Annotated in this window: 17 protein-coding genes and 1 pseudogene; 9 read left to right on the forward strand and 9 right to left on the reverse strand. The window is 72.8% G+C overall.

All coding sequences use genetic code 11. The annotated features are described in order from the left end of the window. Positions 1–53: 53 nt before the first annotated feature. Together ACWDR3_RS18630 and ACWDR3_RS18635 are read right to left on the reverse strand one after the other, a co-directional pair. Positions 54–815, reverse strand: a complete 762-nt coding sequence (locus tag ACWDR3_RS18630) for a GntR family transcriptional regulator (RefSeq protein ID WP_450353578.1) — start codon at positions 813–815, stop codon at positions 54–56. A 261-nt stretch (positions 816–1,076) separates the two neighbouring features. Next, complete coding sequence (locus tag ACWDR3_RS18635) at positions 1,077–1,961, reverse strand: RNA polymerase sigma-70 factor (protein WP_450353579.1); 885 nt, start codon at positions 1,959–1,961, stop codon at positions 1,077–1,079. A gap of 112 nt (positions 1,962–2,073) precedes the next feature. Between ACWDR3_RS18635 and ACWDR3_RS18640 the strand changes: the two genes are divergently transcribed. Together ACWDR3_RS18640 and ACWDR3_RS18645 are read left to right on the forward strand one after the other, a co-directional pair. Continuing rightward, complete coding sequence (locus tag ACWDR3_RS18640) at positions 2,074–2,727, forward strand: NADPH-dependent F420 reductase (protein ID WP_450353580.1); 654 nt, start codon at positions 2,074–2,076, stop codon at positions 2,725–2,727. A gap of 141 nt (positions 2,728–2,868) precedes the next feature. After that, a complete protein-coding gene (locus ACWDR3_RS18645) occupies positions 2,869–3,744 on the forward strand; it encodes an alpha/beta fold hydrolase (RefSeq protein ID WP_450353581.1) in 876 nt (291 codons plus the stop codon). 63 nt (positions 3,745–3,807) lie between these two features. On the opposite strand, the pseudogene ACWDR3_RS18650 reads toward ACWDR3_RS18645, so the two are convergent. After that, positions 3,808–4,653: pseudogene (locus tag ACWDR3_RS18650) on the reverse strand (DMT family transporter); the annotation flags it as partial. A gap of 197 nt (positions 4,654–4,850) precedes the next feature. On the opposite strand from ACWDR3_RS18650, the gene pdxR reads away from it, so the two are divergent. The 6 genes from pdxR to ACWDR3_RS18680 all read left to right on the forward strand — a co-directional run bounded on the left by pdxR (position 4,851) and on the right by ACWDR3_RS18680 (position 15,649). Further along, positions 4,851–6,251: a MocR-like pyridoxine biosynthesis transcription factor PdxR gene (pdxR, locus tag ACWDR3_RS18655; RefSeq protein ID WP_450353582.1), complete on the forward strand. Its 1,401-nt coding sequence runs from the start codon at positions 4,851–4,853 to the stop codon at positions 6,249–6,251. Between the two features lie 143 nt (positions 6,252–6,394). After that, the gene (locus ACWDR3_RS18660; RefSeq protein WP_450353583.1) at positions 6,395–7,978 is read left to right on the forward strand and encodes an alkaline phosphatase D family protein; all 1,584 of its coding nucleotides are present in this window, start codon (positions 6,395–6,397) and stop codon (positions 7,976–7,978) included. Between the two features lie 156 nt (positions 7,979–8,134). Then, complete coding sequence (locus tag ACWDR3_RS18665) at positions 8,135–9,598, forward strand: SWIM zinc finger family protein (RefSeq protein ID WP_450353584.1); 1,464 nt, start codon at positions 8,135–8,137, stop codon at positions 9,596–9,598. Then, a complete protein-coding gene (locus ACWDR3_RS18670; RefSeq protein WP_450353585.1) occupies positions 9,595–12,285 on the forward strand; it encodes a DUF6493 family protein in 2,691 nt (896 codons plus the stop codon). The genes ACWDR3_RS18665 and ACWDR3_RS18670 overlap by 4 nt, the downstream gene beginning before the upstream one ends. 201 nt (positions 12,286–12,486) lie before the next feature. Next, a complete protein-coding gene (locus ACWDR3_RS18675) occupies positions 12,487–13,872 on the forward strand; it encodes a GNAT family N-acetyltransferase (RefSeq protein WP_450353644.1) in 1,386 nt (461 codons plus the stop codon). An 85-nt stretch (positions 13,873–13,957) separates the two neighbouring features. Further along, the gene (locus tag ACWDR3_RS18680; RefSeq protein ID WP_450353586.1) at positions 13,958–15,649 is read left to right on the forward strand and encodes a DUF885 domain-containing protein; all 1,692 of its coding nucleotides are present in this window, start codon (positions 13,958–13,960) and stop codon (positions 15,647–15,649) included. A 45-nt stretch (positions 15,650–15,694) separates the two neighbouring features. Here the strand turns inward: ACWDR3_RS18680 and ACWDR3_RS18685 are convergent, their stop codons facing one another. The 3 genes from ACWDR3_RS18685 to ACWDR3_RS18695 form a co-directional block, all read right to left on the reverse strand. Beyond that, the gene (locus ACWDR3_RS18685) at positions 15,695–16,540 is read right to left on the reverse strand and encodes an SDR family oxidoreductase (RefSeq protein ID WP_450353587.1); all 846 of its coding nucleotides are present in this window, start codon (positions 16,538–16,540) and stop codon (positions 15,695–15,697) included. 71 nt (positions 16,541–16,611) lie between these two features. Then, positions 16,612–17,127 (reverse strand): immunity 21 family protein, encoded by a 516-nt coding sequence (locus tag ACWDR3_RS18690; protein WP_450353588.1) that lies wholly within the window; start codon positions 17,125–17,127, stop codon positions 16,612–16,614. A gap of 86 nt (positions 17,128–17,213) precedes the next feature. Then, positions 17,214–17,696 carry a rhodanese-like domain-containing protein gene (locus tag ACWDR3_RS18695; protein WP_450353589.1) on the reverse strand — a complete coding sequence of 161 codons (483 nt, stop codon included), beginning with the start codon at positions 17,694–17,696 and terminating at the stop codon, positions 17,214–17,216. Positions 17,697–17,790: 94 nt separating this feature from the next. Here ACWDR3_RS18695 and ACWDR3_RS18700 point away from each other — a divergent pair, with 94 nt between their 5' ends. Further along, complete coding sequence (locus ACWDR3_RS18700) at positions 17,791–18,237, forward strand: Lrp/AsnC family transcriptional regulator (protein ID WP_450353590.1); 447 nt, start codon at positions 17,791–17,793, stop codon at positions 18,235–18,237. Positions 18,238–18,256: 19 nt separating this feature from the next. Here the strand turns inward: ACWDR3_RS18700 and ACWDR3_RS18705 are convergent, their stop codons facing one another. The 3 genes from ACWDR3_RS18705 to ACWDR3_RS18715 form a co-directional block, all read right to left on the reverse strand. Continuing rightward, entirely contained in the window at positions 18,257–21,265 is a 3,009-nt protein-coding gene (locus ACWDR3_RS18705) for an AAA family ATPase (protein WP_450353591.1), read from the reverse strand. Next, positions 21,262–22,425, reverse strand: a complete 1,164-nt coding sequence (locus tag ACWDR3_RS18710; RefSeq protein ID WP_450353592.1) for an exonuclease SbcCD subunit D — start codon at positions 22,423–22,425, stop codon at positions 21,262–21,264. Before ACWDR3_RS18710 ends, ACWDR3_RS18705 begins: the two co-directional genes overlap by 4 nt. A gap of 135 nt (positions 22,426–22,560) precedes the next feature. After that, complete coding sequence (locus ACWDR3_RS18715) at positions 22,561–24,078, reverse strand: PucR family transcriptional regulator (protein WP_450353593.1); 1,518 nt, start codon at positions 24,076–24,078, stop codon at positions 22,561–22,563. Positions 24,079–24,259 lie beyond the last annotated feature (181 nt).

A 24,259-nucleotide genomic window follows, 5' to 3' on the forward strand; every position in this document is an offset into this window, starting at 1 on the left:
GCCCCGCGCCCCGGAGGAGTTCCGGGGCGCGGGGCGTTTGTGGCCGGCGGGGGTCAGGACGCCTGGCGTTCGGGCCCCTCGTGGATCTCCACGCCCCCGGAGTCACCGAAAGTCAGCCGGCAGGTGTCCGCCCGGTAGGTGGCGACGGACAGCGCGGCCGTGCGCCCTGCGGCGAGGAAGCGGGTGGTGACGACGAGGACGGGCGCGCCCGGGAGCCGGTCCAGTTCCTTGGCGTCGTCCGCGCGCGCCGAGCCGAGCTCCACGGAGCTGTCCTGGCCCTCCAGCTCCAGCCGCTGCAGCTCGCGCAGAACGGCACGCGCGCGTGCGGGTCCTGACGGGGCGTCTATGGCGGAGAGGTCGGGGACCGACGACTCCGGGATGTAGAGCAGCTCCGCGGCGACGGGCTGCCCCTTGGAGACGCGGGAGCGGCGCACGATGTGCACCGGCTCGTCCTGGCCGGCCTCCAGGGCGGCGGTGACGGCCGCGGGCGGCGCCGTGACCGTGCAGTCGACGGGCTGCCAGACGTCCCCCGCGGCGCCCGGCCAGGCGTGCTGCTCGGTGCCGACGGCCACGCCCACACGCGGGGGCGCGACGGTCGTGCCGACACCGCGACGGCGGTGCAGCCTGCCTTCCAGTTCGAGCTGCTCCAGCGCCTGACGGAGCGTGGCGCGGGCGACGCCGAAGCGCGCGGCGAGGTCGCGTTCGTTGGGCAGGATCTCGCCCACGGTGAATTCGGAGTCCAGTGCCTCGCTCAACACCGTCCTGAGATGCCAGTACTTCGGTTCCGGTACCGATTCCAGCTGCGTGGTCCCCACCCTGTCCTCCGCGATCGCCGTGGTCCGGCGGCGTTTTAGCGCCCTTGTTTATTAAAGGTTGTTGCACTTATCTGCGACCATAGGGCGGCCCAAACCCTTGGTCAAGACCAATCCTCGATCCCGTACGCAACCCACAGCAGCTGTGCAGCGCAGCGTTCATGGGGCGTTCGCGCCGGACCGCATTTGTGACATCACGGCAAAGCCCCCGTAGTGAAGCGGGGGCTTTGTCTCGTCCGGCGAGGCGCTCTCCGGCGCCCTCGGCTACTCCACGTCCAGGGACGCCAGCTTGTCGGGGTTGCGCATGATGTAGACGGCCTGGATACGACCCTCGTAGATGTCCAGCTGGAAGACGCTGTCGGGCTTGCCGGCCGACAGGGCCACGATCGCGGGGCCGCCGTTGAGCTCCATGAAGCGGAAGGACGGGTCCGGTACGCCCTTGCGTGCCGCCCCGAGGAGGAAGCGGCCGACCTTGTCGGCGCTGTCCAGGACCCGCAGCGGCGCCCGGGACTTGCCGCCGCTGTCGGCCACCAGGCGCACATCCGGCGCGAGCAGCTCCAGGAGCCCCTCCAGGTCGCCCTCGGCCGCCGCGGCGAGGAACCGCTCGGTGAGGTCGCGGCGCCGGCCGGGATCGACCTCGTAGCGCGGTCGCCGCTCGTCCACGTGCTTGCGGGCCCGCGCGGCGAGCTGACGTACCGCCGGCTCGCCCCGGTCGAGCATGGCGGCGATGTCCGCGAACGGGTATCCGAAGGCCTCCCGCAGGACGAATACCGCGCGTTCCAGGGGCGAGAGCGACTCCAGGACGACGAGGACGGCCAGCGAGACGGAGTCGGCGAGCACGGCCCGCTCGGCGGTGTCGGGGACGGTGTCGCCGAACTCGGTGACGTACGGCTCGGGCAGCCAGGGGCCGACGTACGCCTCGTTGCGGGCCTTGACCTGGCGCAGTCGGTCGATGGCGAGGCGGGTGGTGACGCGCACGAGGTAGGCGCGCGGCTCGCGCACCTGTGCGTGGTCGGCGCCGGACCAGCGCAGCCAGGCCTCCTGGACGACGTCCTCGGCGTCGGCCACCCGCCCGAGCATGCGGTAGGCGACCCCCAGAAGGACGGGGCGGTGCGCTTCGAAGACGTCGGTCTCGGTGTCGGTCGTCACGGCACCATCCCACGCGACCCGTACGCCCCTGTCCAGGAGGAACCCGCGGTTCCAGGAGCAGAATGACCGGCGGGCCGCCGGTGGTCGGCGGCAGCGACGCACGGAGGTGGCCATGCGGTACGCGATCCTGGGCACGGGCGAGGTGGGCCGCACGCTCGGCGGCAAGCTGGCGGAGCTGGGCCACGAGGTGACGCTGGGCTCCCGCACGAAGGACAATCCCGCGGCCTTGGAGTGGGCTCGAAGCGCCGGTGCGGGCGCTCGCGCGGGTACGTTCGCGGAGGCCGCCTCGTCCGCCGAGGTGGTGGTGAACGCCGTCGGCGGCCAGGTGGCGCTCGCCGTGCTGGAGGCGGCCGGGGCGGCGCACCTCGACGGGAAGGTCTTGGTCGACGTCGCGAACCCCATGGCGTTCGAGGACGGCGAGTTGCGGCTGTCGCCGGTCGAGTCGGACAGCCTGGGCGAGCAGATCCAGCGGGCGTTCCCCCACGCGCGCGTGGTGAAGACGCTCAACACCGTCAACTCCCAGGTGATGGTGGAACCCTCGCTGGTCCCCGGCGAGCACCAGGTCTTCGTGAGCGGGGACGACGCGGACGCCAAGGCGCAGGTGACGCGCATGCTCGGGGAGTTCGGCTGGCCCCCGCACCGGGTGCTCGACCTGGGCGGCATCCGCTCGGCACGCAGCGTGGAGATGCTGCTCCCGCTCTGGCTCGACCTCTTCCGGCACCTGGGGCACGCGGAGTTCAACCTGGAGGTGCGCAGGGGGCACTGAGGGGAGGGGCGGAGGGCGCAGAGAGGGCGTCGATCCGTACGGCCCTGACGTGAACGGCGCCGGGGGCTACCCGTCGGTAGCAATTGCTGACAAGCTGTCTACCCAGCGTCCGTCTTCGCGTCCCGGTCGAGGAGCACCCCCATGTCCACCACCGTCTCCTTCGAGGTCCCCTCTCCGAACGGCCCCCGGCCCGTCACCGTGTCCTACGCGCGCGTGGGCCGCGGCGAACCGCTGCTCCTGCTCCACGGCATCGGCCACCACCGGCAGGTCTGGGACCCGATCGTGGACATCCTGGCGACCGAGCGGGACGTGATCGCGGTGGACCTGCCCGGGTTCGGCGCGTCCCCGGCGCTGCCGGACGGCCTCGCCTACGACCTGCCGACGACGACGGCCGTCTTCGGCGCGTTCTGCGAGGCGCTGGAGCTCGACCGGCCGCATGTGGCGGGCAACTCGCTCGGCGGACTGCTCGCCCTGGAGCTCGGCCGGGAGAAGCTCGCGCGCTCGGTGACCGCCCTGTCCCCGGCCGGATTCTGGTCGGAGGCCGAACGGCGTTACGCCTTCGGCGTCCTGATCGCGATGCGCCGGATCTCCCGGCAGCTGCCGCTGCCCCTGGTCGAGCGACTGTCCCGCTCGGCGGCCGGCCGCACGATGCTGACCAGCACCATCTACGCCCGTCCCGGCCGCCGTTCACCCGAGGCCGTGGTCGCCGAGACGCTGGCCCTGGCGCAGGCCACCGGGTTCGACGCGACCCTCCGGGCGGGCGGCTCCGTCCAGTTCACCGACGACATCCCCGGTATTCCGGTCACCGTGGCCTGGGGCACCAGGGACATGCTGCTCGTGCGCCGCCAGGGCGTGCGCGCCAAGCACATCATTCCGAAGGCCCGCCTGGTACGGCTGCCCGGTTGCGGGCACTGCCCGATGAACGACGACCCGGCGCTGGTCTCCCGCGTCATCCTCGACGGCAGCCGCGTGCCGACGCCGGCCCGGTCCGCGGATGCCGAGCCCCAACGCGCCTGATCCGAGGGCGACTCCGGCACCGACAAGGGCGCTGCCTGCGGCCTGGGCGGCCCCGTAGGAGCCCGTTCCGACGAGCGGGGCGGTGCAGGCCGCGGCTACCGGGATGAGGCCGGAGAAGAGCGTGGCGCGCTCCGCGCCGAGCCGCTGCATGCCCATGTACCAGCACACGAAGCCGATCACCGTGACGATCGCCGCCTGCCACAGCAGCGCGACGGCCTCGGTGGCGTCGGGGCGCCGCAACCACCCCGACCCGTCCAGCAGCAGGCCGGCCACCGCGGACTCGACGGCTGCGACACCGCACACCGTGGCGGACAGCAACCGTGGCCCCAGCGGCCGCAGGACAGGCACGGCGAGGACGGCGAAGCCCACCTCGCCGGCCAACGCGCAGGCGGAAAAGGCCAGTCCGGTCCCGTCGGTGCGCCCCCAACCCTGGACCGTGCACGCCCCGAACGCGACGAGCAGCGCCCCGTACAGCACGACGCGTCGGGGCCGGCGGCCCTCCAGGAGCGGGACGACGACCGCCACGACCACGGGGGCGCAGCCGACGAAAACGCCGGGCACCGCCGGTTCCGCGGTGCGTTCGGCGGCGATGACCGCGAGGTTGAAGCCGACCATGCCCACGGCGGCCAGCAGCGCGAGGCGGGCCCACTGGCGGAGTGTGAGCGCCCGCAGCCGGGCCGTGGCGCCCGCGCCGGCCAGCGGGACGAGCAGCACGCAGGCCAGGCCGTAGCGCAGGAACTGGCCGCCCGCGTACGGGTATTCACCGAGGAGGCTGTTGGCGGTGAAGGACCCTCCGACGAGGACACAGGCGAGCGCGGCGAGCAGGGACCCGCGCGCGGTGGTGGCGTTCATGGCAGCGACGCTAGGGAGCGGGGCGGTCCGGTTTAAGGTCCACTTCCATGACGTCATCGGAGACCAATTCGGGGGCGAGTGAGGGTTCAGGTGGGCGTTCGGGTGGGGGTTCGGACGGAGGTCCGGGCGAAGGTCGGAGTGCAGGTACGGGTGCGGGGCCGGTCCCGGCACCGTCCGCGAACCGGCTCACCCCGTCGCCCGCCTCACCCACACCCCCCGACTCAACCGCCCTCCCCGCCTCCCCCGCCTGGGAGTTGCTGCTCCCCGCCGCCTCGGCGCCGGCACGCGCGCGTGGGCGTTCGTTGCAGGCGGCGCTGCGTGAGGCGGTGCGCTCGGGGAGGCTCGCTGTGGGCACCCGGTTGCCGTCGAGCCGGGATCTCGCCGCCGACCTCGGGGTCTCACGAGGGCTGATCACCGAGGCGTACGAGCAGTTGACGGCTGAGGGCTATCTGCGCAGCGGCCGGGGGGCCGGGACGTGGGTGGGCGGTGCCGTGCGGTCCGCTCCCCCACGCGCGCGTGACCTCGCCCCACGCTCTCCCGGCGCGCGAGCGGACTTCGTGCCCGGGACGCCGGACCTGTCGCTGTTCCCGCGCGCCGCCTGGGCCGCGGCGCAGCGCGGAGTGCTGGCCGAGTTGCCCCACCAGGACCTCGGCTATCCGGACCCGCGCGGGCTGCCCCGGCTGCGTACGGCGCTGGCGGAACTGCTGGCACGGCGCCGGGGCGTGGTCGCGGACCCGGAACGGATCCTGGTCGTCTCCGGCGTGGCCCAGGCGACGACGCTGCTCGGATTCGCCCTCCACGCGCGCGGGTTGCGCACGGTCGGCGTCGAGGATCCCGGCAGCCCTCAGCACGACTCCCTCTACGCCTCGGCCGGCGTCGCCGCCGTTCCCGTACGCCTGGACGACGAAGGTCTCCGCATGGACGCACTGCGCGAGACGGGCGTACGGGCCGTGGTCACCACGCCGTCGCACCAGTTCCCCACCGGGATCGCGTACTCGGCGCGGCGCCGTGCCGAACTGCTCGACTGGGCGCGGTCGGTGGACGGGTTCGTGATGGAGGACGACTACGACGGCGACTTCCGCTACGACCGTGCGCCGGTGGGCGCCCTCCAGGGGCTCGACCCGGAGCGGGTGGCCTATGCGGGCTCGGTCAGCAAGTCGCTGGCGCCCGGGCTGCGGCTCGGCTGGCTGCTCGTCCCGGAGGCGCTGGCCGACGAGGTCGTGGAGCGCAAGCGGACCATGGATCTCGGCCATCCCACCCTCGACCAGGCGCTGTTCGCCCGGTTCGTGGAGCGCGGCGACTACGACCGTCAGCTGCGCCGCTGCCAGCGCGCGTACCGCGAGCGGCGCGACGCGCTCGTCGCCGCCCTTGAGGAGCACTTCCCGGGCTCGACGGTGGCCGGTATCGCGGCCGGCCTCCACGTCATCGTCAATCTGCCGAAGCGGTACGGCCCTCGCGAGGACTTCCACGGGCGCGTGACGGCTGCCGGTGTGGAGGTGCGCCTGTTGACCGACTACACGCACGCGCGTGCCGATCATGCCGACGGGAACGGGGAGGGGGACGGGAGCGTACGTCTGGTCCTGGGATACGCCCATCTGCCACCCGCCCGGATCCGTGACGGCGTGCGGCTGATGGCCCGGGCCGTCTCCGTGTGACACCTCCCACCCTGTCCGCGCGGGCAGTTGTTCACTCGTGGTTTCCGTGTGCGCTGCGGGGTCCCAGTAGTTGTGGCATCGCAACACGGCATCGAACCACCGGATCGAACCACTGGCCGGATCCCGTCCCTGGAGGCGTCTGCATGTCACACCGTCCGTTCCCCGGCCGCCGCAGCGTGCTGCGCGGCTCACTGGCCGCGTCCGCGGCCCTGACCCTGCCCACCGCCCTCGGCGCCGCGCCGGCCTTCGCCCTGTCCGGGCGCCCCCGGGCGGACTGGGGTGTGCAGACGGGAGACGTGACCCATGACTCCGGTCTGGTGTGGGTGCGTTCCGACCGTCCGGCGCGGATGATCGTCGAGACGTCCGCCACGGAGTCGTTCCGCAACGCGCGCCGGTACCACGGCCCGCTGCTGGGCTCGGGCTCTGACTTCACCGGCACCACCCGGCTGCGCGGACTGCCTTCGGGCGAGCAGATCCACTACCGGGTGCTGCTCGCCGACCCGCACGACCCGCGCCGCACCGGCGAACCGGTGACCGGCACCTTCCGCACGGCGTCCGAGAAACGCCGCAAGGGCGTCAAATTCGTGTGGTCCGGCGACCTGGCGGGACAGGGCTGGGGCATCAACGAGTCCATCGGCGGCTACCGGATCTTCGACGCCATGGCGAAGGTGGACCCGGACTTCTTCCTGTGCAGCGGCGACAACATCTACGCCGACGGGCCGATCGCCGCGAGTGCCACGCTGCCCGACGGCAGCGTCTACCGGAACGTCACCACCGAGGAGAAGGCACACGTCGCCACCACACTGGCCGACTACCGGGGCAACTTCCGCTACAACCTGCTGGACAAGGCACTGCGCCAGTTCAACGCACAGGTGCCGAGCATCATCCAGTGGGACGACCACGAGGTCCGCAACAACTGGTACCCGGGCGAGGTCATCGGCACCGGCACTCCCTACCCGGCCGGCACCAAGCTGGACGACCTGGCGGTACGCGCGCGGCGGGCCTTCTCCGAGTACTTCCCGATCTCCACGATCAGCGGCCGTCCGGACGGCCGGATCTACCGGGTCGTCAACCACGGTCCGCTGCTCGACGTGTTCGTGCTCGACATGCGCACCTACCGCAACGCCAACTCCGCCGACGACCAGACCACGGACCCGGTGGGCATCCTCGGCCGTGAGCAGTTGGAGTGGCTCAAGCGCGAGCTGGCGAAGTCGCGTGCGGTGTGGAAGGTGATCGCCAACGACATGCCGCTCGGCCTGGTCGTGCCCGACGCGACCGAGGGCAAGGCGAACATCGAGGCCGTCGCTCAGGGCGACCCGGGCGTGCCCCTGGGCCGCGAGCTGCAGTTCGCCGAGCTGCTGCGGTTCATCAAGCACCGCCGGATCACCGGCACGGTGTGGCTGACGGCCGACGTGCACCACACCTCGGCGCAGCACTACGACCCGTCGCGGGCCGCGTTCAAGGACTTCGAGCCGTTCTGGGAGTTCGTCTCCGGTCCGCTCAACGCCGGCGCCTTCCCGGCCAGCGCGCTGGACGGCACGTTCGGTCCCGACCGGGTGTTCGTGAAGGCGCCGACCACCGCGAACGTCTCGCCGGCCGAGGGCTACCAGTTCTTCGGCGAGGTCGACATCGACGGCGACAGCGGCGAGCTGACGGTGCGTCTGCGGGAGTACGACGGAACGGTGTTGTTCACGCAGGCGCTCCAGCCGGGCCGGGTCGGGCAGTAACTTCCCCGCCTCCGGCTCCCGTACCCTTGTCCCTGTACCGCGCACCGGCGTCATCCCCCGGTGCGCGGTCTGCGCCCACGTGTGTGAAGTCCCTCTACGCCAGGCCGTTTTCGCAGGTCAGGGCCGATTGTCAGTGGTCGCCTCTACGGTTTTTCCATGACGCGATCTTTGCAGGCCGTGGCCTACCGCCGACCCTCCGCGCTGGAGTCCGCGGCGGGTGAGCGGCGCCTGGGACTGGAGACCTCACGGGGTGCGACGCCGACCGGTGTCGAGGACCACCCCCGTTTCTTCACGGGCTTTCTGACATCCCCTCAGGTGGCCGCCGCCGGGCTGCTCGCGGTGGCGGACGTGGCCGCCGCACGGTACTACCAGCGCCTGCTGCGCGCCTCGCTCGACCCGGTGGTGACGGGCAACGGCGACCGGCTGCGCTTCGAGTCCTTCTCGGGCTGCGGCGGGGTGTACGCCCGCCTGGACGTCCTGGCGCCGGGCCTGGACGGCGGCGAGGTGGGGCACGGCACGACGAACGTCGACGTCAACAACCCGCTGCGCGAGGCCCTTTCCCGGATCGGCTCGGACGATCCGCTCCATCTGCGGGTCGGCCCCGAGGAGTTGGCCGTGACGACGCTGGGCGGCGCGGTCGTGGAGAAGAAGGTGCCGCTGCCGGACCGGTGGCTGCGCGGGTTCGCGGAGGCCCAGGTGATCGCGGCGGGCTTCGATCTACGGGCCGAACTGCCCGCCGCCGACGCCGTACGGTTCCTGCGCGCACTGCCCCGCGGCGGCGGACGCGGCTCGGCCGGACCGCGCTGGGTGGTGCCCGCCGGCGGTGCCCTGCGGCCGACCACGCGCGCGGTGTCCGGAGCGGTGTGCCTGCCGGGACCGGAGCGGCTGATCGCACTCCAGCGCATCCTGCGGCACGCGACGGCACTGCGCGTCTACGGCCCCGCGGTCTCGGGCGCCGATGCCACGGCCAGCGCCTGGGAAGCCGTGCTGCCGGGCATGCGGCTCACGCTGACATTGTCGCCGGACGCCTCGCGCGGGTTCTCCGGCGAAGGCGGTGTACTGGACGCGCTGGCCACCGACGAGGCCGCCGAGGACGCGGAGTTGATCTCGGTGCTCCTGGCCTGGGAGCCCCGCGTCGACATCGCCGACCTCGCCACCGCTTCAGGCCTCACGGCCGAGCGGGTCCGGGCGGCGCTGGTCCGGCTGGGCACCTCCGGCCGGGTCGGGTACGACACCGCGGAGGCGGCCTACTTCCATCGTGAACTGCCGTACGACGCCGAGCGGGTGGAGAAGCACAACCCGAGACTGCGCGCGGCCCGGGGACTGGTGGCCGCTGGTGCGGTCCGGCTCGACGGCGTCCTGGCGACGGTGACGGCGGAGGACGGCCACGCGCACCGGGTGCGGGACGAGGCGGGGGTGCTCAGCTGCAGCTGTCTGTGGTGGGCGAAGTACCGGGGTGGACGGGGGCCGTGCAAGCACGCGCTGGCGGTGCGGATGGTGCGGCGGGGCGCCGGCGCGGTGGAGCGGGTTGGCCTGGAGCAGGTCGGGCTGGACCAGGTCTCCGTGAAGCAGGTCTCAGAGGAACAGGTCGAGGTTCGGGTCGACGGGGGTGCGCGATGAGTGAGCTGATGGAAGCGGTACGGGCCGGGCGGACGGCCGAGGTGGTGGGTCTGCTGGACGAGCTGACCGATGCCGAACGGCGGGCGCTGTTCCCGGAGTTGAAGGCGTTGCGCAAAGAACTCAGAGCGGACCCCTGGGCGGCGGGATCCCGCCGCGCCTACCCGCCTCTGTACGCGGCCGGGGTGGCGTGCCAGACAGGCGCCGCGGCCGTCGCGACCTGGATCGCCGCGGCAGACATGCGCTGGTCCCGGACGTCCCCCGCCCTGTTGCTGCGCCTCCTGGGCGACCGCCCGCCGGAGTGGCTCGCCGATCTGACGGGGCGGCTCGCCGAGCGGCCTGTCGCGTCCGACGTGCCGTACGAGCTGATGGCCGGTCTGGTGCGGCTGTCCGGCTGCCCGGTGCCGACCACCGAGGCGTACGTCATGGGCTGGGCGCAGCACATCAACAGCCTCTGGCAGCACGGGGACAGCGTGCTGGACCGGCTGCGCAAGGACGCGTATCTCACCGACCTGGTGACCGCGCTGTTCGAGACCGCCGAGATCGGCAGCCGTCTGGAGTGGACCCCGCGCGAAGGGCCGAACAGCTGGACCGACGCCCTCGCTCGGCTCACGGTCGACGGGGCCCTGGACCGACGGACGACGGTCGACGCCTGTGTCGCCCGGCTGCTGCGGGGCGGCTCGACCGCCGACAACCGGGTGTTCCTGCGCCTGTTGACGTCCCTGGCGCTCACTCGCGAGGAGCAACTGGAGCGCACCGCCGACTGGTTGGCGCTGACCGCCGACGCCGTCTCCCCGGTGGCGTCGCACGCGCAGTCGGTGCTGGCCTCGCTGGCCCTGGACGGCGAGCTGCCGCCGGAGCGGCTGGCGGAGATGTCGGACGCGGTGCTGTTCCGCACCGAGAAGAAGCTCGTACGGGCGCAGTTGGTGCTGCTCGGCAAGGCGTTGAACCGGGGCGCGAAGACGGCCGAGGTGCTGCTGCCAGCTGTCGCGCAGGCCTTCGGGCACGAGGACTCGGACGTGCAGGAGCGGGCGCTGAAGCTGGTGGAGCGCCATGCCGGGAAGATCGAGAACACCGAGGCGCACGCCGAACTGGCCGTCGCCGCCGAGCAGTTGATCCCGGGACTGCGGGCTCGCGCGGCAAAGGTACTGGGCAGCGCGATCGAGCCGGTGCGGCCGGTCCCGTACGAGGAGGTCCTGCCGCCGGTGCCGGAGCCGACGCGTCTCGCGCCCGCGCCGGCCTCGGCGGTCGAGGTGGCCGAGGAGGTGGGCGCGGCCATGGCCGGCGAGCCCGGGGTTGCCGCGTTCGAGCGGGCGTTGGACGGGCTGGTGCGCCATGCCCACCAGGATCGGGGCGCCGTGCTGGAGGCGCTGGAGCCGGTACTCGTGCGTCGCTGGTGGCACGGTGACGACCCCGAGGACGTGGCGACGGCATGGGCCCGCTTCAGCAGGGACAACTTCCACGTGGGAGACGGGTCCACCGGCCTGGATCTGATCCTCGCCGCCCTGAGCGGCAGGACGGACCCGCCGACGCCCGACCGGAAGGTCACGCGGTTGCTCCACTCACTCGTCACTCAGCCGACCACCGGCCAGGAGTGCCGGCACAGCGGCCTGGCGGGGGCTTTCCAGAGTCGGCTGTGGGAGATCGCGTACCGGCTGCGGTCCGATCCGCCGCCCTTCCTGCTGTCGACCCCGACCTGGAGCACGGGCCTGCTGGAGCCGGCCGAACTCGTGGACCGTCTCGCCGAGTACCGGCGCCTGGGCGCGCGGGTCGTGGCGAGCGACTTCGCGCAGGCGCTCCTGCGGGTGCGGCGTGCAGACCGTGCCGCCGCCGTGACGGCCGCGAAAAGGGCGGCGGCGCTGGGCACCAGGGAGGGCGAGAGACTCGCCGCGTGGCTCACCGCCGAGGGCGCGGACCTGCCGACGTCACAGCGCCGCACCTCCGGCACGCGTGTCCTGATCGAGCTGGGTGAACTCCCCGAGTTGCAGGAGGACTTCCTCGCCGACTACCGCTCACTGGGCCGGCCGACGCCCACCTTCGTCAAGGGCCGTTGGCACTGCCACCACTGGAACCACGACATACGCCCACACTGGCTCGCCCTACTCCCCGAGCGGCGCGAACTCGTGGCGGCGCGACTGGTGACGGACGTCGCCTCCGCCGCCGTGGACGACGCCCGAGGCGCAGCCGCCGTCCTGCCGCACCTCGCCGAGTCCGGCGGCGAGGCGGGCGAGGCCGTGCATCTGTGCGTGGCGTACGGGCTCGGCGCGCGGCATCCCGAGGACCGGCTCGCCGCGGTGGACGCACTGCTGACCCTGGCGGCGCGGGGTCAGCTGGACGCGGCCCAACTGGGCGCCGACCTCGGCCAGTTGATAGGGAGCGGGGCGGTGAAGCCGCTGCGGCTCGCGGAGTCGGTGCGTACGGCGGCGGCCACGGGGGCGAACGCGACGATCTGGGACGTGCTGCGGCACACGTTGCCGGTGCTGCTCGCCGCGCTCGCGGGCGACTCGGCGGGGTCGTCCGCGCGCGGAGTGGGGGAGCTGCTGGGCGTGGCCGCGGAGTGTGCCGAGCGCACCGGGGCGCAGGGAGAGCTGCCGCACCTGACGCAGACGGCGGACCGGCGGGGCTCCTCCCGTCTGGTGACGCAGGCGCGCCGACTGCGCAGTGCGCTGGCCGTGGAGGTAGCCGCATGACGTAGGCGCAACCGCGCACCCGGTACCCCACCAGCGCGCACGTCGTCCACCCCTGCGACTGTTGAGAAATCTACAAAAAGGGCATAACCACGCTTTACCGATCAGTCACAGAGCGTTCGTGATCACGCAACACCCTTCCTTCACAGTGGCTGCATGAGTCGAGACATGTCTGATGTGACGCGTGCGAAGGACGGTCGTCCGGTGCACCACTGGCGGCGGGACGTCGTCGAGCTCGCCGCCCTGTTCACGGCGGTCGCCGTGGCGGACGGGGTGGCGAACCTGGTCGGGCACGGACCCGACGGACCGGCGCTGCTGGTGATCTCGGCGGTCCTGCTGGCCGCCACGGCGGTGTTCCACACATGGTGGTCACGCCGCCACGGTCATGCGCCACCGACGAGCGATACCGGTGCCCGGCCGCTGACCGAGGTTCAGCAGGCCGGGCCGTCCGACCCCTCGTCGGCGCCGCAGGAGACCGTGCCCGCGGAGAGCACGCTGTGGCGGTTGCGGACGACGGTGAAGGACGAACCGGGATCACTGGCGGTGCTGTGCACGGCGCTGGCCGGGCACCGGGTCGACATTCTGAGCCTGCAGACGCATCCGCTGGGCGCGGGCACGGTGGACGAGTTCCTGCTGCGGGCCCCGGCCGGGCTCGCCGCCTCGGAGCTGACCCGGGTGATCGCGTCGTCCGGCGGCAGCGACACCTGGATCGAGCGGGCGGACGCCCACGACCTGGTCGACGCGCCGACCCGGGTCCTCGGTCTGGCCACCCGTACCGCCCTGGACGCGGCGGAACTGCCGCTGGCGCTGCGGCAGTTGCTGGGCCGGTGCACCATCCGCCAGTCGCCCGCCGTACCGGTCGCCGCCGGTGCCCGGGCCTCGGAGGGCGCGCCGGTCGAGGGCGCGCTGGAGGACACCGTGCTGCGGCTGCGGGCGCCCGAGGGTGGCGTGATCACCGTGGAGCGGCCGTATCTGCCGTTCACGCCGACCGAGTTCGCGCGGGCGCGGGCGCTGGTGGAGCTGGACGCCCGGCTCGGGCCGCGGGTGCCGCGCAGCCAGGACGTACTGACGCTGCCCGAGGGCAACGAGATCACCGTACGAAGGGCCGACGCGGGTGATGTGGAGGCCGCGAAGGAGATGCACGAGCGGTGCTCGCCGCGCACGCTCGCCATGCGGTACCACGGTCCGGTCGGCGACGCGGACCGCTATCTCAACCACCTCCTCAGCCCGCGCTACGGCCGCACCCTCGCGGTGCAGACCGCGTCAGGGCGGATCGTCGGGCTCGGTCATCTGCTGTGGGACGGGGACGAGACGGAGGTCGCGCTGCTCGTCGAGGACAAGTGGCAGCGGCGCGGTATCGGGGGCGAGTTGCTGGCGCGGCTGGTGGCGATGGCGGTCGAGGCGGGCTGCGAGAGCGTGTACGCGGTGACGCAGGCGTCCAACACGGGCATGGTCGCGGCCATGCGGGGCCTTGAGCTGCCGCTCGACTACCAGATCGAGGAAGGGACCTTGGTCGTCACGGCCCGGTTGGTCGCGGACGCTCCGGTCGGCGAGGGGGCTGTGCGGAGCACGAGCGCCGAAACACCGTAGGGAGTGCGGACCGCAGCCGCCGCCCGCGGCACCCCCGGCTCAATCGGGGTGACGCGCGGCGGCCCCTCGTACGAGGATGGACCGCATGTCAGAGACCAAGAGCCAGCTGCCCCGTCAGGTCGCCGACGCCTACGTCGACGAACTCGTCGCCCTCGATCCGATCATCGGCACGTTCCTCGGCGTCAAGGAGAGTTCGAGCAGGTTGCCCGACACCTCACCCGCGGGCGACGAGGCCCTCGCGGAACTGACGCGCCGGACGCTGGCGAGGCTCGACGAGGCCGAGCGGCAGCCGGGGGCGGACAGTGACATCGAGCGCCGGTGCGCGCGCCTGCTGCGCGAGCGGCTGAACGCCTCGCTGGCCGTGCAGGAGGCCGAGGAGGGGCTGCGCGCCGTCAGCAACCTGAGCTCGCCCGTCCACTCGGTGCGCCAGGTGTTCACCGTGACCCCGGCGCAGTCGGAGGAGGACTGGGCGGCGATCGCGGAGCGGCTGCGCGCGGTTCCGACGGCGCTGGAGGGATATCGGGAGTCCCTGGCGCTCGGCCTGGAGCGGAAGTTGTACGGCGGGCCGCGCGCCACCGCCACCTTCGTCGGGCAGCTCGGTGAGTGGGCCGACGCGGACGGCGAGGGGCACGGCTGGTTCGAGCAGTACGCGTCGGCCGGTCCGGAGACGCTCAGGTCCGAGCTGGACTCGGCGGCCCGCTCGGCCACCGAGGCCGTGATCGCGCTGCGCGACTGGCTGCGGAACGTGTACGCGCCGGCGATCGAGGGCTCACCGGACGTGGTGGGCCGCGAGCGGTACGCCCGCTGGGTCCGCTACTTCAACGGCACGGACCTCGACCTGGACGAGGCGTACGCGTACGGCTGGTCGGAGTACCACCGGCTGCTCGGCGAGATGAAGGCCGAGGCCGAGAAGGTCCTGCCGGGCGCGGCCACGCCGTGGGTCGCGCTGGCGCACCTGGACGAGCAGGGCACGCACATCGAAGGCGTCGACGAGGTCCGCGACTGGCTGCAGTCCCTGATGGACGAGGCCATCGACGAGCTCGACGGCACGCACTTCGACCTGGCCGAGCGGGTGCGGCGCGTCGAGTCCCGGATCGCCCCTCCCGGCAGCGCGGCGGCGCCGTACTACACGCCCCCGTCGGACGACTTCTCGCGCCCGGGCTGCACCTGGCTGCCGACCATGGGCCAGACCCGGTTCCCCGTCTACGACCTGGTGTCGACCTGGTACCACGAGGGCGTGCCGGGCCATCACCTCCAGATCGCGCAGTGGAAGCACGTGGCGGAGAACCTCTCCCGCTACCAGGCGGGCGTGGGCATGGTCAGCGCCAACGCGGAGGGCTGGGCCCTGTACGCGGAGCGGCTGATGGACGAACTGGGCTTCCTCACGGACCCGGAGCGCCGGCTCGGCTATCTGGACGCGCAGATGATGCGCGCGGCCCGGGTGATCGTCGACATCGGCATGCACCTGGAGCTGACGATCCCGGACGACTCCCCCTTCCACCCCGGGGAGCGCTGGACGCCCGCGCTGGCGCAGGAGTTCTTCGGCTTGCACAGCAGCCGTCCCGCGGACTTCGTGGAGAGCGAGCTGACCCGCTACCTGTCCATGCCGGGCCAGGCCATCGGCTACAAGCTGGGCGAGCGGGCCTGGTTGCTCGGCCGGGAGAAGGCGCGCGAGCGGAAGGGCGAGGCGTTCGACCTCAAGGCCTGGCACATGGCCGCGCTCTCGCAGGGCTCGTTGGGCCTGGACGACCTGGTGGACGAGCTGACCCAGCTCTAGACACCGACGACGGGGGTACGGCTGCCAGGTCGACGAGTTGCCGGGTCAGTGCCGGAAGCCACCCTCCGAGTCGATGACCTGGCCCGTGATCCAACCCGCCTCGTCCGTGGCGAGCCACGCGATGAGGCGGGCCGGGTCGTCCGGAATCCCCCAACTGCCGCCGGGGAAAAGGGCGGCGACCGCGTCGTACGTCTCCCCGGTCGCGTAACCCGTGTCCACCGGGCCCGGGTTGACCGTGTTCACAGTGATCGCGTGCTCGGCGAGCGTCGTCGCCAGTGAACGCGTCACCGAGGCGAGCGCGCCCTTCTGGAGGGCGTACGCCAACTCCCCCGGCATACCGCCCCCTTGGTCCTGTCCGGACGTCATCGTCACCACGCGCCCGCCCGGGGTACGCGGCGGCAGCGCGGCACGGTGGCGGACGTAGGCCTGGACGAGGAGCAGCACCGAGCGCGTGTCGACGGCCCAGTGCGCGTCGAGCATCCCGGCGTCGATCGTGTCGAGGTCGCCGTCGCTGCCGCTGAGGGCGTGGTTGGCGACGAGGATGTCGAGCCGACCGCCCAGCGCGGAGGCGGCAGTTGAGATCAATTCGGCGGGGACGGCAGGATCGGAGAGGTCACCGGGCCCCTCGACGACTCGCGCTTCCGGGTCGCCGAGGGCGGCCCGCACGGAGACGGTCACGTCCTCGATCCGGTCCGCACCCCACGGCATCGCGACGTCGTGCGGCACATGGTGATGCAGATAGACGCTCGCCCCGTACGCGGCCAACCGCCGGGCCACGGCATGCCCGATACCGGCGCGCCTGCTGGCACCGGTGACCAGGGCGGTACGGCCGCGCAGGGGCAGGGGGTCGCGGCGGAGGTCTTCGGGGGTGGGCTCGGGAAGTCGTGACATGGACGATCATCATGGTGACCGGGGCCGACCCGCGCACATGGTTTTCCGCCCGTCGGGCACGCCCCTGCCGATCAGCCCGCCACCCGCCGCAACTGCACAAGACCCACCCAAGTCTCCGGCCCCGGCTGCACGTTGGCCGCGCGCACCGCGTACCGCCCCGGTTCCAGCGCCACCCGCAGGCTCTCCGTCCGGCCGGTCTCGGTGCCGGGCCAGGCCGAGTCGAAGAGGACGACCGGCCCCGGCACCTCCCAGTCGACCTCGTCGGCCCAGTCCGCCGTGGCGAGGGCGGCCGGGACCTCGGCGAGCAGTTCGTCCTCGGAGTTCGCGGCCGTCCACCGTACGAACATGCCGTGTTCCGGCAGGAAGGCGGTCGAGGCGGGTTCGTCACCCAGGACCAGCGCGGCGGAGTCCCCGACGGGCAGCAGCCCGCAGTAGCCGTCGACCTCGCAGGCCCGGTCGTAGTCGGACGCGGTCTCCTCGCCGTCGGCCCCGGCCCAGAACGGCAGGACCGTCTCCGGCACCGCTATCAGGGGCCCTCCGCCCGACTCGACCCACTCCACCGCACCGGGATCCGCGTATCGCACCATGGCGCCGACCGTACACGCGGCCGTGCCTCACCTCCGCGTCCCCCTCCCCTTTCCGGAGGCAGTCCCTCCGCGGACCGCGGCCCTCCTCAACATCCGCAGTCCGCCGAGGACTTGGGCGCCGTCAGCGGATCCGCGGCCAGCTGCTCGCGCCCCTCCCAGGTCTCGTACGCGAAGCCCTCCCGCACCCAGTACTCGAAGCCGCCGAGCATCTCCTTGACCTGGTAACCGAGTTCGGCGAGGGCGAGGGCCGCGCGGGGGGCGCCGTTGCAGCCGGGGCCCCAGCAGTAGGTGACCACCGGCACGGCCCTGTCGAGGAGTTGGGCGGCCTGCTCGGCGATGAGTGCGGTCGGCAGGTGGATCGCGCCGGGGACGTGCCCCTGGTCCCAGGACTCGGTGGAACGGGAGTCCAGGACGACGAACCCGGGGTCGCCGTCGCCCGCGAGCGCACCGGCGACGTCGGAGACGTCCGCGTGGAAGGCGAGGCTCGCGCGGAAGTGGGCGGCGGCCTCGGCGGGGAACGCGGGGGCGACGCGCAGGACGGGGTTTTCAGCTTGGTCAGTTCTGGTCATGGCAGAAAATCTACGGTTGCCGATCGGCCGCCTGAAGGAGAGATCCCCGGCCCATCCCTTGATCTGCCGGTGATTCCCCTGCTATCTCTGCTGCATGACCACGTTTTCCCCGGACGCCACCGACTGGCGCATCCTCGACGTCCTCCAGCGCGAAGGACGGGCCAGTTTCGCCGAGTTGGCGCGGGCCGTCTCCATGTCGCCCAGCGCGGTCACCGAGCGGGTGCGGCGGCTGGAGGAGGCTGGGGTCATCCAGGGGTACGCGGCGGTCGTGGACCCCGAGCGGCTGGGCCTGTCGATCATGGCGTTCGTGCGGCTGCGCTACCCGAACGGGAACTACAAGCCCTTCCACGACCTGGTCGCGGTGACCCCGGAGATCCTGGAGGCACACCATGTGACCGGCGACGACTGCTTCGTCATCAAGGTGACCGCCCGCTCGATGCGCCACCTCGAAGCGGTCTCGGGCAAGATCGGCGCCCTCGGCTCGGTCACGACCAGCGTCGTCTACTCCTCACCGCTCCCCCGCCGCCCGCTGGGCCAGTGACCATGCCGCCGCGGGTCCGTCACTGACCTCGCTGCCGCACCGTCGACCCCGTCCGCTCCTTCACGACCTCCAACTGCGCATGGATCCTGCGCCGCAGATCAGGCACATGACTGACGATCCCGACACTGCGGTCCCGCTCCCGCAGCGAGTCGAGTACGTCGAGAACCTCGTCGAGCGTCTGATCGTCGAGGCTCCCGAAGCCCTCGTCGATGAAGAGCGTGTCCAGCCGCACCCCGCCCGCCTCGTCCGTGACGACGTCCGCGAGGCCGAGGGCGAGCGCGAGCGAGGCGAAGAAGGTCTCGCCGCCGGACAGCGTCGCCGTGTCGCGCTCACGTCCGGTCCACGCGTCGACGACGTGCAGCCCGAGCCCGCTGCGCCCCCGCCCGGACCGGTCCGCGGAGTGCACGAGGGTGTAACGGCCCGAGGACATGCGCTGCAGACGCACGGTCGCGGCGGCGGCCACTTGTTCCAGCCGCGCCGCCAGCACATACGACTCCAGGCGCATTTTGCGCTCGTTCTCCGCCGAGGTGCCCGCCGTCAGGGTCGCCAGCCGGGCCACCCGGTCGTACTCGTCGCGGAGCGGGGCGAGTCTGCGTACGGCGGTGGCGGACCGGTTGGAGAGCCGGTCGAGCTCGGTGCAGCGGCCGGCTGCCGCGTCGCGCGCGGAGGCGGCATCGCGGAGACGTGACGACGCGTCGGTGGCGGCCCGTTCGGCCAACTCAAGCTCGGCGGGCGGCTGTTGAGCGGCGTTCGCGGTGTCGGGCTCGGCCAGGACGGCACGGACCGCGGCCTCCTCCGCCTGCCAGGCGTCCAGGCGGCGTTGCAGCTCGCGGTGGGCGTCGTCGTCGATGTGGGCGGCGGCCGCGGCCTGCGGGGTGTCGAAACCGGCCCGGAAGGCCGCGTCGGCGAGCCGGGCGTCGGCGTCCTTGAGCCGCTGGGCGGTGTCCTCGGCGGCCCGCGCGGCATCAGCCGCCTCGGTGAGCAGAGCGGCCTGTCGCTCCAACTGCCCGGCTCGCGCGGCCACGCTCACGGCGGCACCGCGCGCCTGGGCCAACTCGGCTTCCAGCATGCTCCGTTCACGGTCGAGGTGGTCCCGACGCGCCACCCGAGAGGCGGCGCGCACCGCGGCCTCCTGCTGAGAGGAGCTGCGCCGCTCCCGCTCCCGCTCCGCCTGCCGCAGCCGTTCCTGCGCGGGATGCAGGGCGCTAGCACCCTGCCGGGCCTCCGCGTAGAGCCGCTCCAACTCCTCGCTCTGCTCGACGAGTTGATCGGTCGACGCGTCACCGGCCTCGCCCTGCGCGGCGGCCAACGCCCTTTGTACGACACCGAGTCGCCGTTCGGCCTCGGCGCGCTGTTCGTCGGCGTACTGGAAAGCCGTCTGCGCGCGCTCTTCGGTCTCCCGGTCCACGTGTCCGGCGTCCTTGCGGGCGGGCGCCGGGTGTTCGGTCGCCCCGCACACCGCGCAGGGGTCGCCGTCGGTGAGCTGGGCGGCCAGTTCGGCGGCGATGCCGTTCAGCCGCTGTTCCTTGACGTCGAGCCACTCGGCGCGGGCCTTCTGGGCACGGTCCGTCGCGACGACCACCTGTCGTCCGGCGTCCTCCGTGTCCCGCGCGAACTGGTCACGCTGACGCGCGGCGTCCAGTTTCCGGCGGGCGGGCTCCCGCTGCACGCCCAACTGTTCGGCCCGAGTGGCCGCCTGCTGGGCGGACTCGACCTCGTCCTGGAGTTCGGCCCGCAGCTCCTCCCAACTGGCCAGCCAGGCCTCGGCCTCCTGGAGCACACCTTCGTCGGCGCGTTCCTGGCGGTCCAACTGGTCCCGCTCGTCCACGAGTTCACTCAGTCGCCGCTCGCCCCGACGCGCCGACTCCAGCCCGCCCAGCTCCTCGGCGGCCCGGCGCGCGGCAGCCGCGAGCCCGCCAGCGCCGGCACCGGCGAAGGAATCCGGAAGCACGGCACGCGCATCCGCCTCACGAGCCGCCGCCCTCCGGTGCTCGCTCTCGGCCGACTCCCGCAGCTCCAACGCGGGCGCCACCGCCTCCGCCTTGCGCGCCCGTTCCATCCGCGCCTGTGCGTCCCGGTACCCGTCGGCCCGCGCCTCCATCTGCGCCGCCCGCTCCCGCGCCTGCGCGAACCGCCCCTGCAACCGGGCCAGTTCGCGTACGTCACCCAGCGCACGCTCGGCACCCGCCTGCGCGGACTCCATGGCAGTGAGCCGGCACCGGGCGACCGTGAGCTGTTCGCGGGCGGTGCTGCGGGCGATCGCGGCGGCGGTGAGGACGGCCTCGGCCAGCCCGGGCTCGCCCGGCTGAAGCTCAGGCAGTTCCATCGCGCCACCGGCGGCCTGCTGCATGCGATGGGCGTCGGCCAGCAACTCGGCGTCGCCGTCACGGACTTGAGCCTCGGCGGTCCGCCGGAGCACGGCGAGGCGCTGCTCGACCTCGGCGAACCGGTGGGTGTCGAAGAGCCGACCCAGCAGCTTGCCGCGCGCCTCGGCGTCGGCGCGCAGGAAGCGCGCGAAGTCTCCCTGGGGCAACAGCACGACCTGGCAGAACTGCTCGCGGCTCATGCCGAGCAGCTGGGTGATCTCCTCGCCGATCTCCTGGTGCGAGCGGCTCAAGTCCTTCCAGGCGCCGGGGTCCTTCGGGGCGCCGGCGGTGGCGTCGTACTCGCGCAGCCAGCTCTGCGCCTTCTCCAGCGTCGTACCCGAACCGCGCTTCTTGGGGCGCTCCCACGGCGGCTGTCGGGTGACCTCCAACCGGCGTCCGGCGACGGTCAGTTCGAGGGTGACCTCGGTGCGGGCGCCGGGTGCGGCGTGGTCGCTGCGCAGGGCCAGGCCCTGGCCGCTCTGCCGGGCGCCCGGCACGGTGCCGTACAGGGCGTAGCAGACGGCGTCGAGGACCGAGGTCTTGCCCGCGCCGGTCGGCCCATGCAGCAGGAACAGTCCAGCGGCCGACAGTTCGTCGAAGTCGACGGACTGGGCGGCGCCGAAGGGTCCGAAGGCCGTGATGTCGAGCCGGTGCAGTCTCACCGTGCCACCTCCCGGACGGTCTCGTCGGCGCGCACGGCGTCGAACGCGTCGCGCAGCACGCCCTGTTCGTGTTCGTCGGGTCCGGCGCCGCGCACATGGGCGACGAAGTCCTCGGCGATCTCCTGGTCGCTGCGGCCCGCGAGCCGTCCGGCGTAGGTCGCGTCCGGGTCGTCCGGGGAGCGCTCGGGGTCGAAGACGAGGCTGAGGGTGTGCGGGAAGCGCTCGGCGAGCCGGGCCATGGGATCGGCCGGACGGACCGCATCCGTGAGCGTGGCCTCGACCCACGCCTCCTCGTGCCGGGCGAGTGCCGGATCGGTCAGCAGGTACTCCAAGGTGCCGCGGAGGCGGGCCAAGGAGCGCGGCACCGGACAGTCCAGGCGTTCCGCGGTGACCCCGCCGGTCGCGTCCAGGTCGACGAGCCACACGGTCTTGCGGTGGTCGGCCTCGGAGAAGGAGTACGGGAGCGGGGAGCCGGAGTAGCGGACGCGCTCGCTGATGGTCTGGCAGCCGTGCAGGTGGCCGAGCGCCGTGTAGTCGACGCCGTCGAAGACACCGGCGGGCACGGCGGCGACCCCGCCGACGGTGATGTCCCGTTCGCTGTCGCTGGCTTCGCCGCCGGTGACGAAGGCGTGCGCGAGGACGACGGACCGGGTGCCGAGGGCGCGTACCGAGAGGTCGGCGCGGACGCGGTCCATGGCCGCCGCGAGGACCGTCTCGTGACCGGCCTTCTCGACCCCGAACTCGCCCTTCACCAGGGCCGGTTCGAGATATGGGAGCCCGTAAAAGGCCACGTCTCCGTGCGCGTCGGACAGCACCACGGGCGTCCCGCAGGCCGAGGGCTCGGTGCGCAGGTGGATGCCGGCGCGGTCGATGAGTCCGGCGCCGACGCCGAGGCGGCGGGCCGAGTCGTGGTTGCCGGAGATCATCACCGTGGGCACGCCGAGGTCGGCGAGGCGGTGCAGGGCGTCGTCGTAGAGCTCGACCGCGGCGAGTGGCGGGACCGCGCGGTCGTACACGTCTCCCGAGACGACCACCGCGTCCACGTCGTGCTCGCGCACGGTGGTGACGAGGTGGCGGATGAACTCGGCCTGGGCGTCGAGCATGTTGACCCGGTGGAAGGACCGCCCGAGGTGCCAGTCGGAAGTGTGCAACAACCTCAAGAACCCGCTCCGACCCGCACGATTCCCCCTGCCTGATGCCCGGACACCTGTGCCGACCCGTGGTCAGCAGGCACCACGCTAACGCCTTTGGGCACCTGATCCCCCACAGACCCCGACTTCTCTGGCAAGCGACGCTTACCGGCCGCGCCCGTCGTCCGCCCGGCACAGCAGGGCGGCCCACAGGTCGAGGCGGTCCTGGAGGCGGGAGAGGTCGCGGCCGGTGAAGTGCTCGATGCGCTGGACGCGGTAGTGGACGGTGTTGACGTGCAGGTGCAGGGCCTCGGCCGCGCGGGCCCAGGATCCGTCGTGGGCGAGGAAGGTCTCCAGGGTGTGCAGGAGGGCGACGGCGGAGGCGCTCTCGGGGTTCAGCAGCGGGCCCAGAACCGTGCGGCTGTAGGCGGTACGGACCTCGACCGGTATGCCGGTGAGCAGCATGTCGAGCGCGGTCAACGTGGTGGCGTCGGTCAGGGCGGAGGCGTCCGGCGCGGTGGTCCGGGCCGAGTTGAGGGCGTAGCGGGCCTCGGCCAAGGCGCCGGGCAGTGCGGAGGCGTCGGGGGCCGGGGCGGCGATCCCGCCGTGCAGGGGCACGTCCGGCCGGCACCCGGCGACGAGCGGCCAGCACTCCGCCAGCCCCTCGGCCGCGTCCGCGGACACGACCGCGAAGGCCGAGCCGTCGGGCAGCCGGCCCACTGCCGAGTGCACGGGGGCCGCGTGCGCGACGGCCTCCGTCAGCGCGCCCTCGGTGAGCCCCTCGTGCCGAGTGCCCGTGCCCGTGTCGGCGACCAGCACGCGGTACGGGCCTTCCGGCGGGAGCCCGCACCCAGCCAGCGCACTGTCGGGTACAGCACCCGGCACGGCCAGCACCGCGCCCAGTTCGTCGGCCGTCTGGTGTTCGGCGGCCCGGCGCCGAGCCCATGACTCCTGACAGCGGCCGAGGACCGCGGTGATCTCGTGCAACAGGCGGGGCGGGGCCGCGGCGGCGTCGGGCAGGTGCAGCCACCAGCGTTCGTACGGGGTGGCCGCGTCGGCCTCCACCGCGACCGTCACCCCGGCGTCGGCGGTGGGCAGCGCGGCGGCCTCGTGCGGCGGGAGCGGATCGGCGCCGGGGGTGGCGGCGACCGTGCGGCCGGTGGCCGTGACGAGGTAGGCGGTGGTGCGGTCGAGGTGCGCGAAGGCGGCGGCGAGCACCTGCTCGGGTCCTGCCTCCTGCGCGACCAGCCGGTTCAGCCGCCCCCGCGCGCCTTCGGGCAGCGCCTGGTGCCGACTCAGCTCGCCCCACTGGCGCAGATAGACGGTGTCGGTGATCGCCCGGAACATGATGTGCGCGGGCACTCCGGCCACGGGGACGCCCTGCCGTACGCAGGCCTCGACCAGGTCGTCGGGGACCGAGCCGTGGGTTTCCTCGCCTGCCAGGAGTACGGCCGCGCCCGCGCCCTTCAGCCCGGCGACGAACCGTTCCGCCTTGGCCCGCCCGCCAGCCGGGCTCCACCACACCAGGCCGCTCAGCACGGCCTCGCCGGGCCGCACGAAGCGCGCCGGGTCCTCCAGATCCGTGACGGTGACCCCGCTGATCTCCCGTCGCAGCAACGCGTCCTCGGCCCACAGCAGGCGCAGGCCGAGGGACTCGTCCCTCAGGAGGTGTTCGACGTGCATGTGCTCAGACTCCTCGTTCCTTCCTCGCATTCACGAGGTGAATCCGAGTCTCAGCATCGTAAATGCAAGCCTGACGGCAGGGAACGCCTCTTGGTGAATCCTCCAGGACCGGCCCCGCGGGACTCGGATATTCCGTGCTCCGCACCAGTCGTCCGGGCCGGGTCCGCGTTGTTTCACTGGC

This window comes from Streptomyces sp. NPDC001002, assembly GCF_053599215.1.

Bases quoted from the DNA above. Each gene is read 5' to 3' on its own strand.
- ACWDR3_RS18715 (WP_450353593.1), bottom strand. From the start codon at position 24,078: ATGCACGTCGAACACCTCCTGAGGGACGAGTCCCTCGGCCTGCGCCTG.
- ACWDR3_RS18685 (WP_450353587.1), bottom strand. From the start codon at position 16,540: ATGTCACGACTTCCCGAGCCCACCCCCGAAGACCTCCGCCGCGACCCC.
- ACWDR3_RS18700 (WP_450353590.1), top strand. From the start codon at position 17,791: ATGACCACGTTTTCCCCGGACGCCACCGACTGGCGCATCCTCGACGTC.
- ACWDR3_RS18645 (WP_450353581.1), top strand. From the start codon at position 2,869: ATGTCCACCACCGTCTCCTTCGAGGTCCCCTCTCCGAACGGCCCCCGG.
- ACWDR3_RS18680 (WP_450353586.1), top strand. From the start codon at position 13,958: ATGTCAGAGACCAAGAGCCAGCTGCCCCGTCAGGTCGCCGACGCCTAC.
- ACWDR3_RS18670 (WP_450353585.1), top strand. From the start codon at position 9,595: ATGAGTGAGCTGATGGAAGCGGTACGGGCCGGGCGGACGGCCGAGGTG.
- ACWDR3_RS18695 (WP_450353589.1), bottom strand. From the start codon at position 17,696: ATGACCAGAACTGACCAAGCTGAAAACCCCGTCCTGCGCGTCGCCCCC.
- ACWDR3_RS18640 (WP_450353580.1), top strand. From the start codon at position 2,074: ATGCGGTACGCGATCCTGGGCACGGGCGAGGTGGGCCGCACGCTCGGC.
- ACWDR3_RS18665 (WP_450353584.1), top strand. From the start codon at position 8,135: ATGACGCGATCTTTGCAGGCCGTGGCCTACCGCCGACCCTCCGCGCTG.
- ACWDR3_RS18690 (WP_450353588.1), bottom strand. From the start codon at position 17,127: ATGGTGCGATACGCGGATCCCGGTGCGGTGGAGTGGGTCGAGTCGGGC.
- ACWDR3_RS18660 (WP_450353583.1), top strand. From the start codon at position 6,395: ATGTCACACCGTCCGTTCCCCGGCCGCCGCAGCGTGCTGCGCGGCTCA.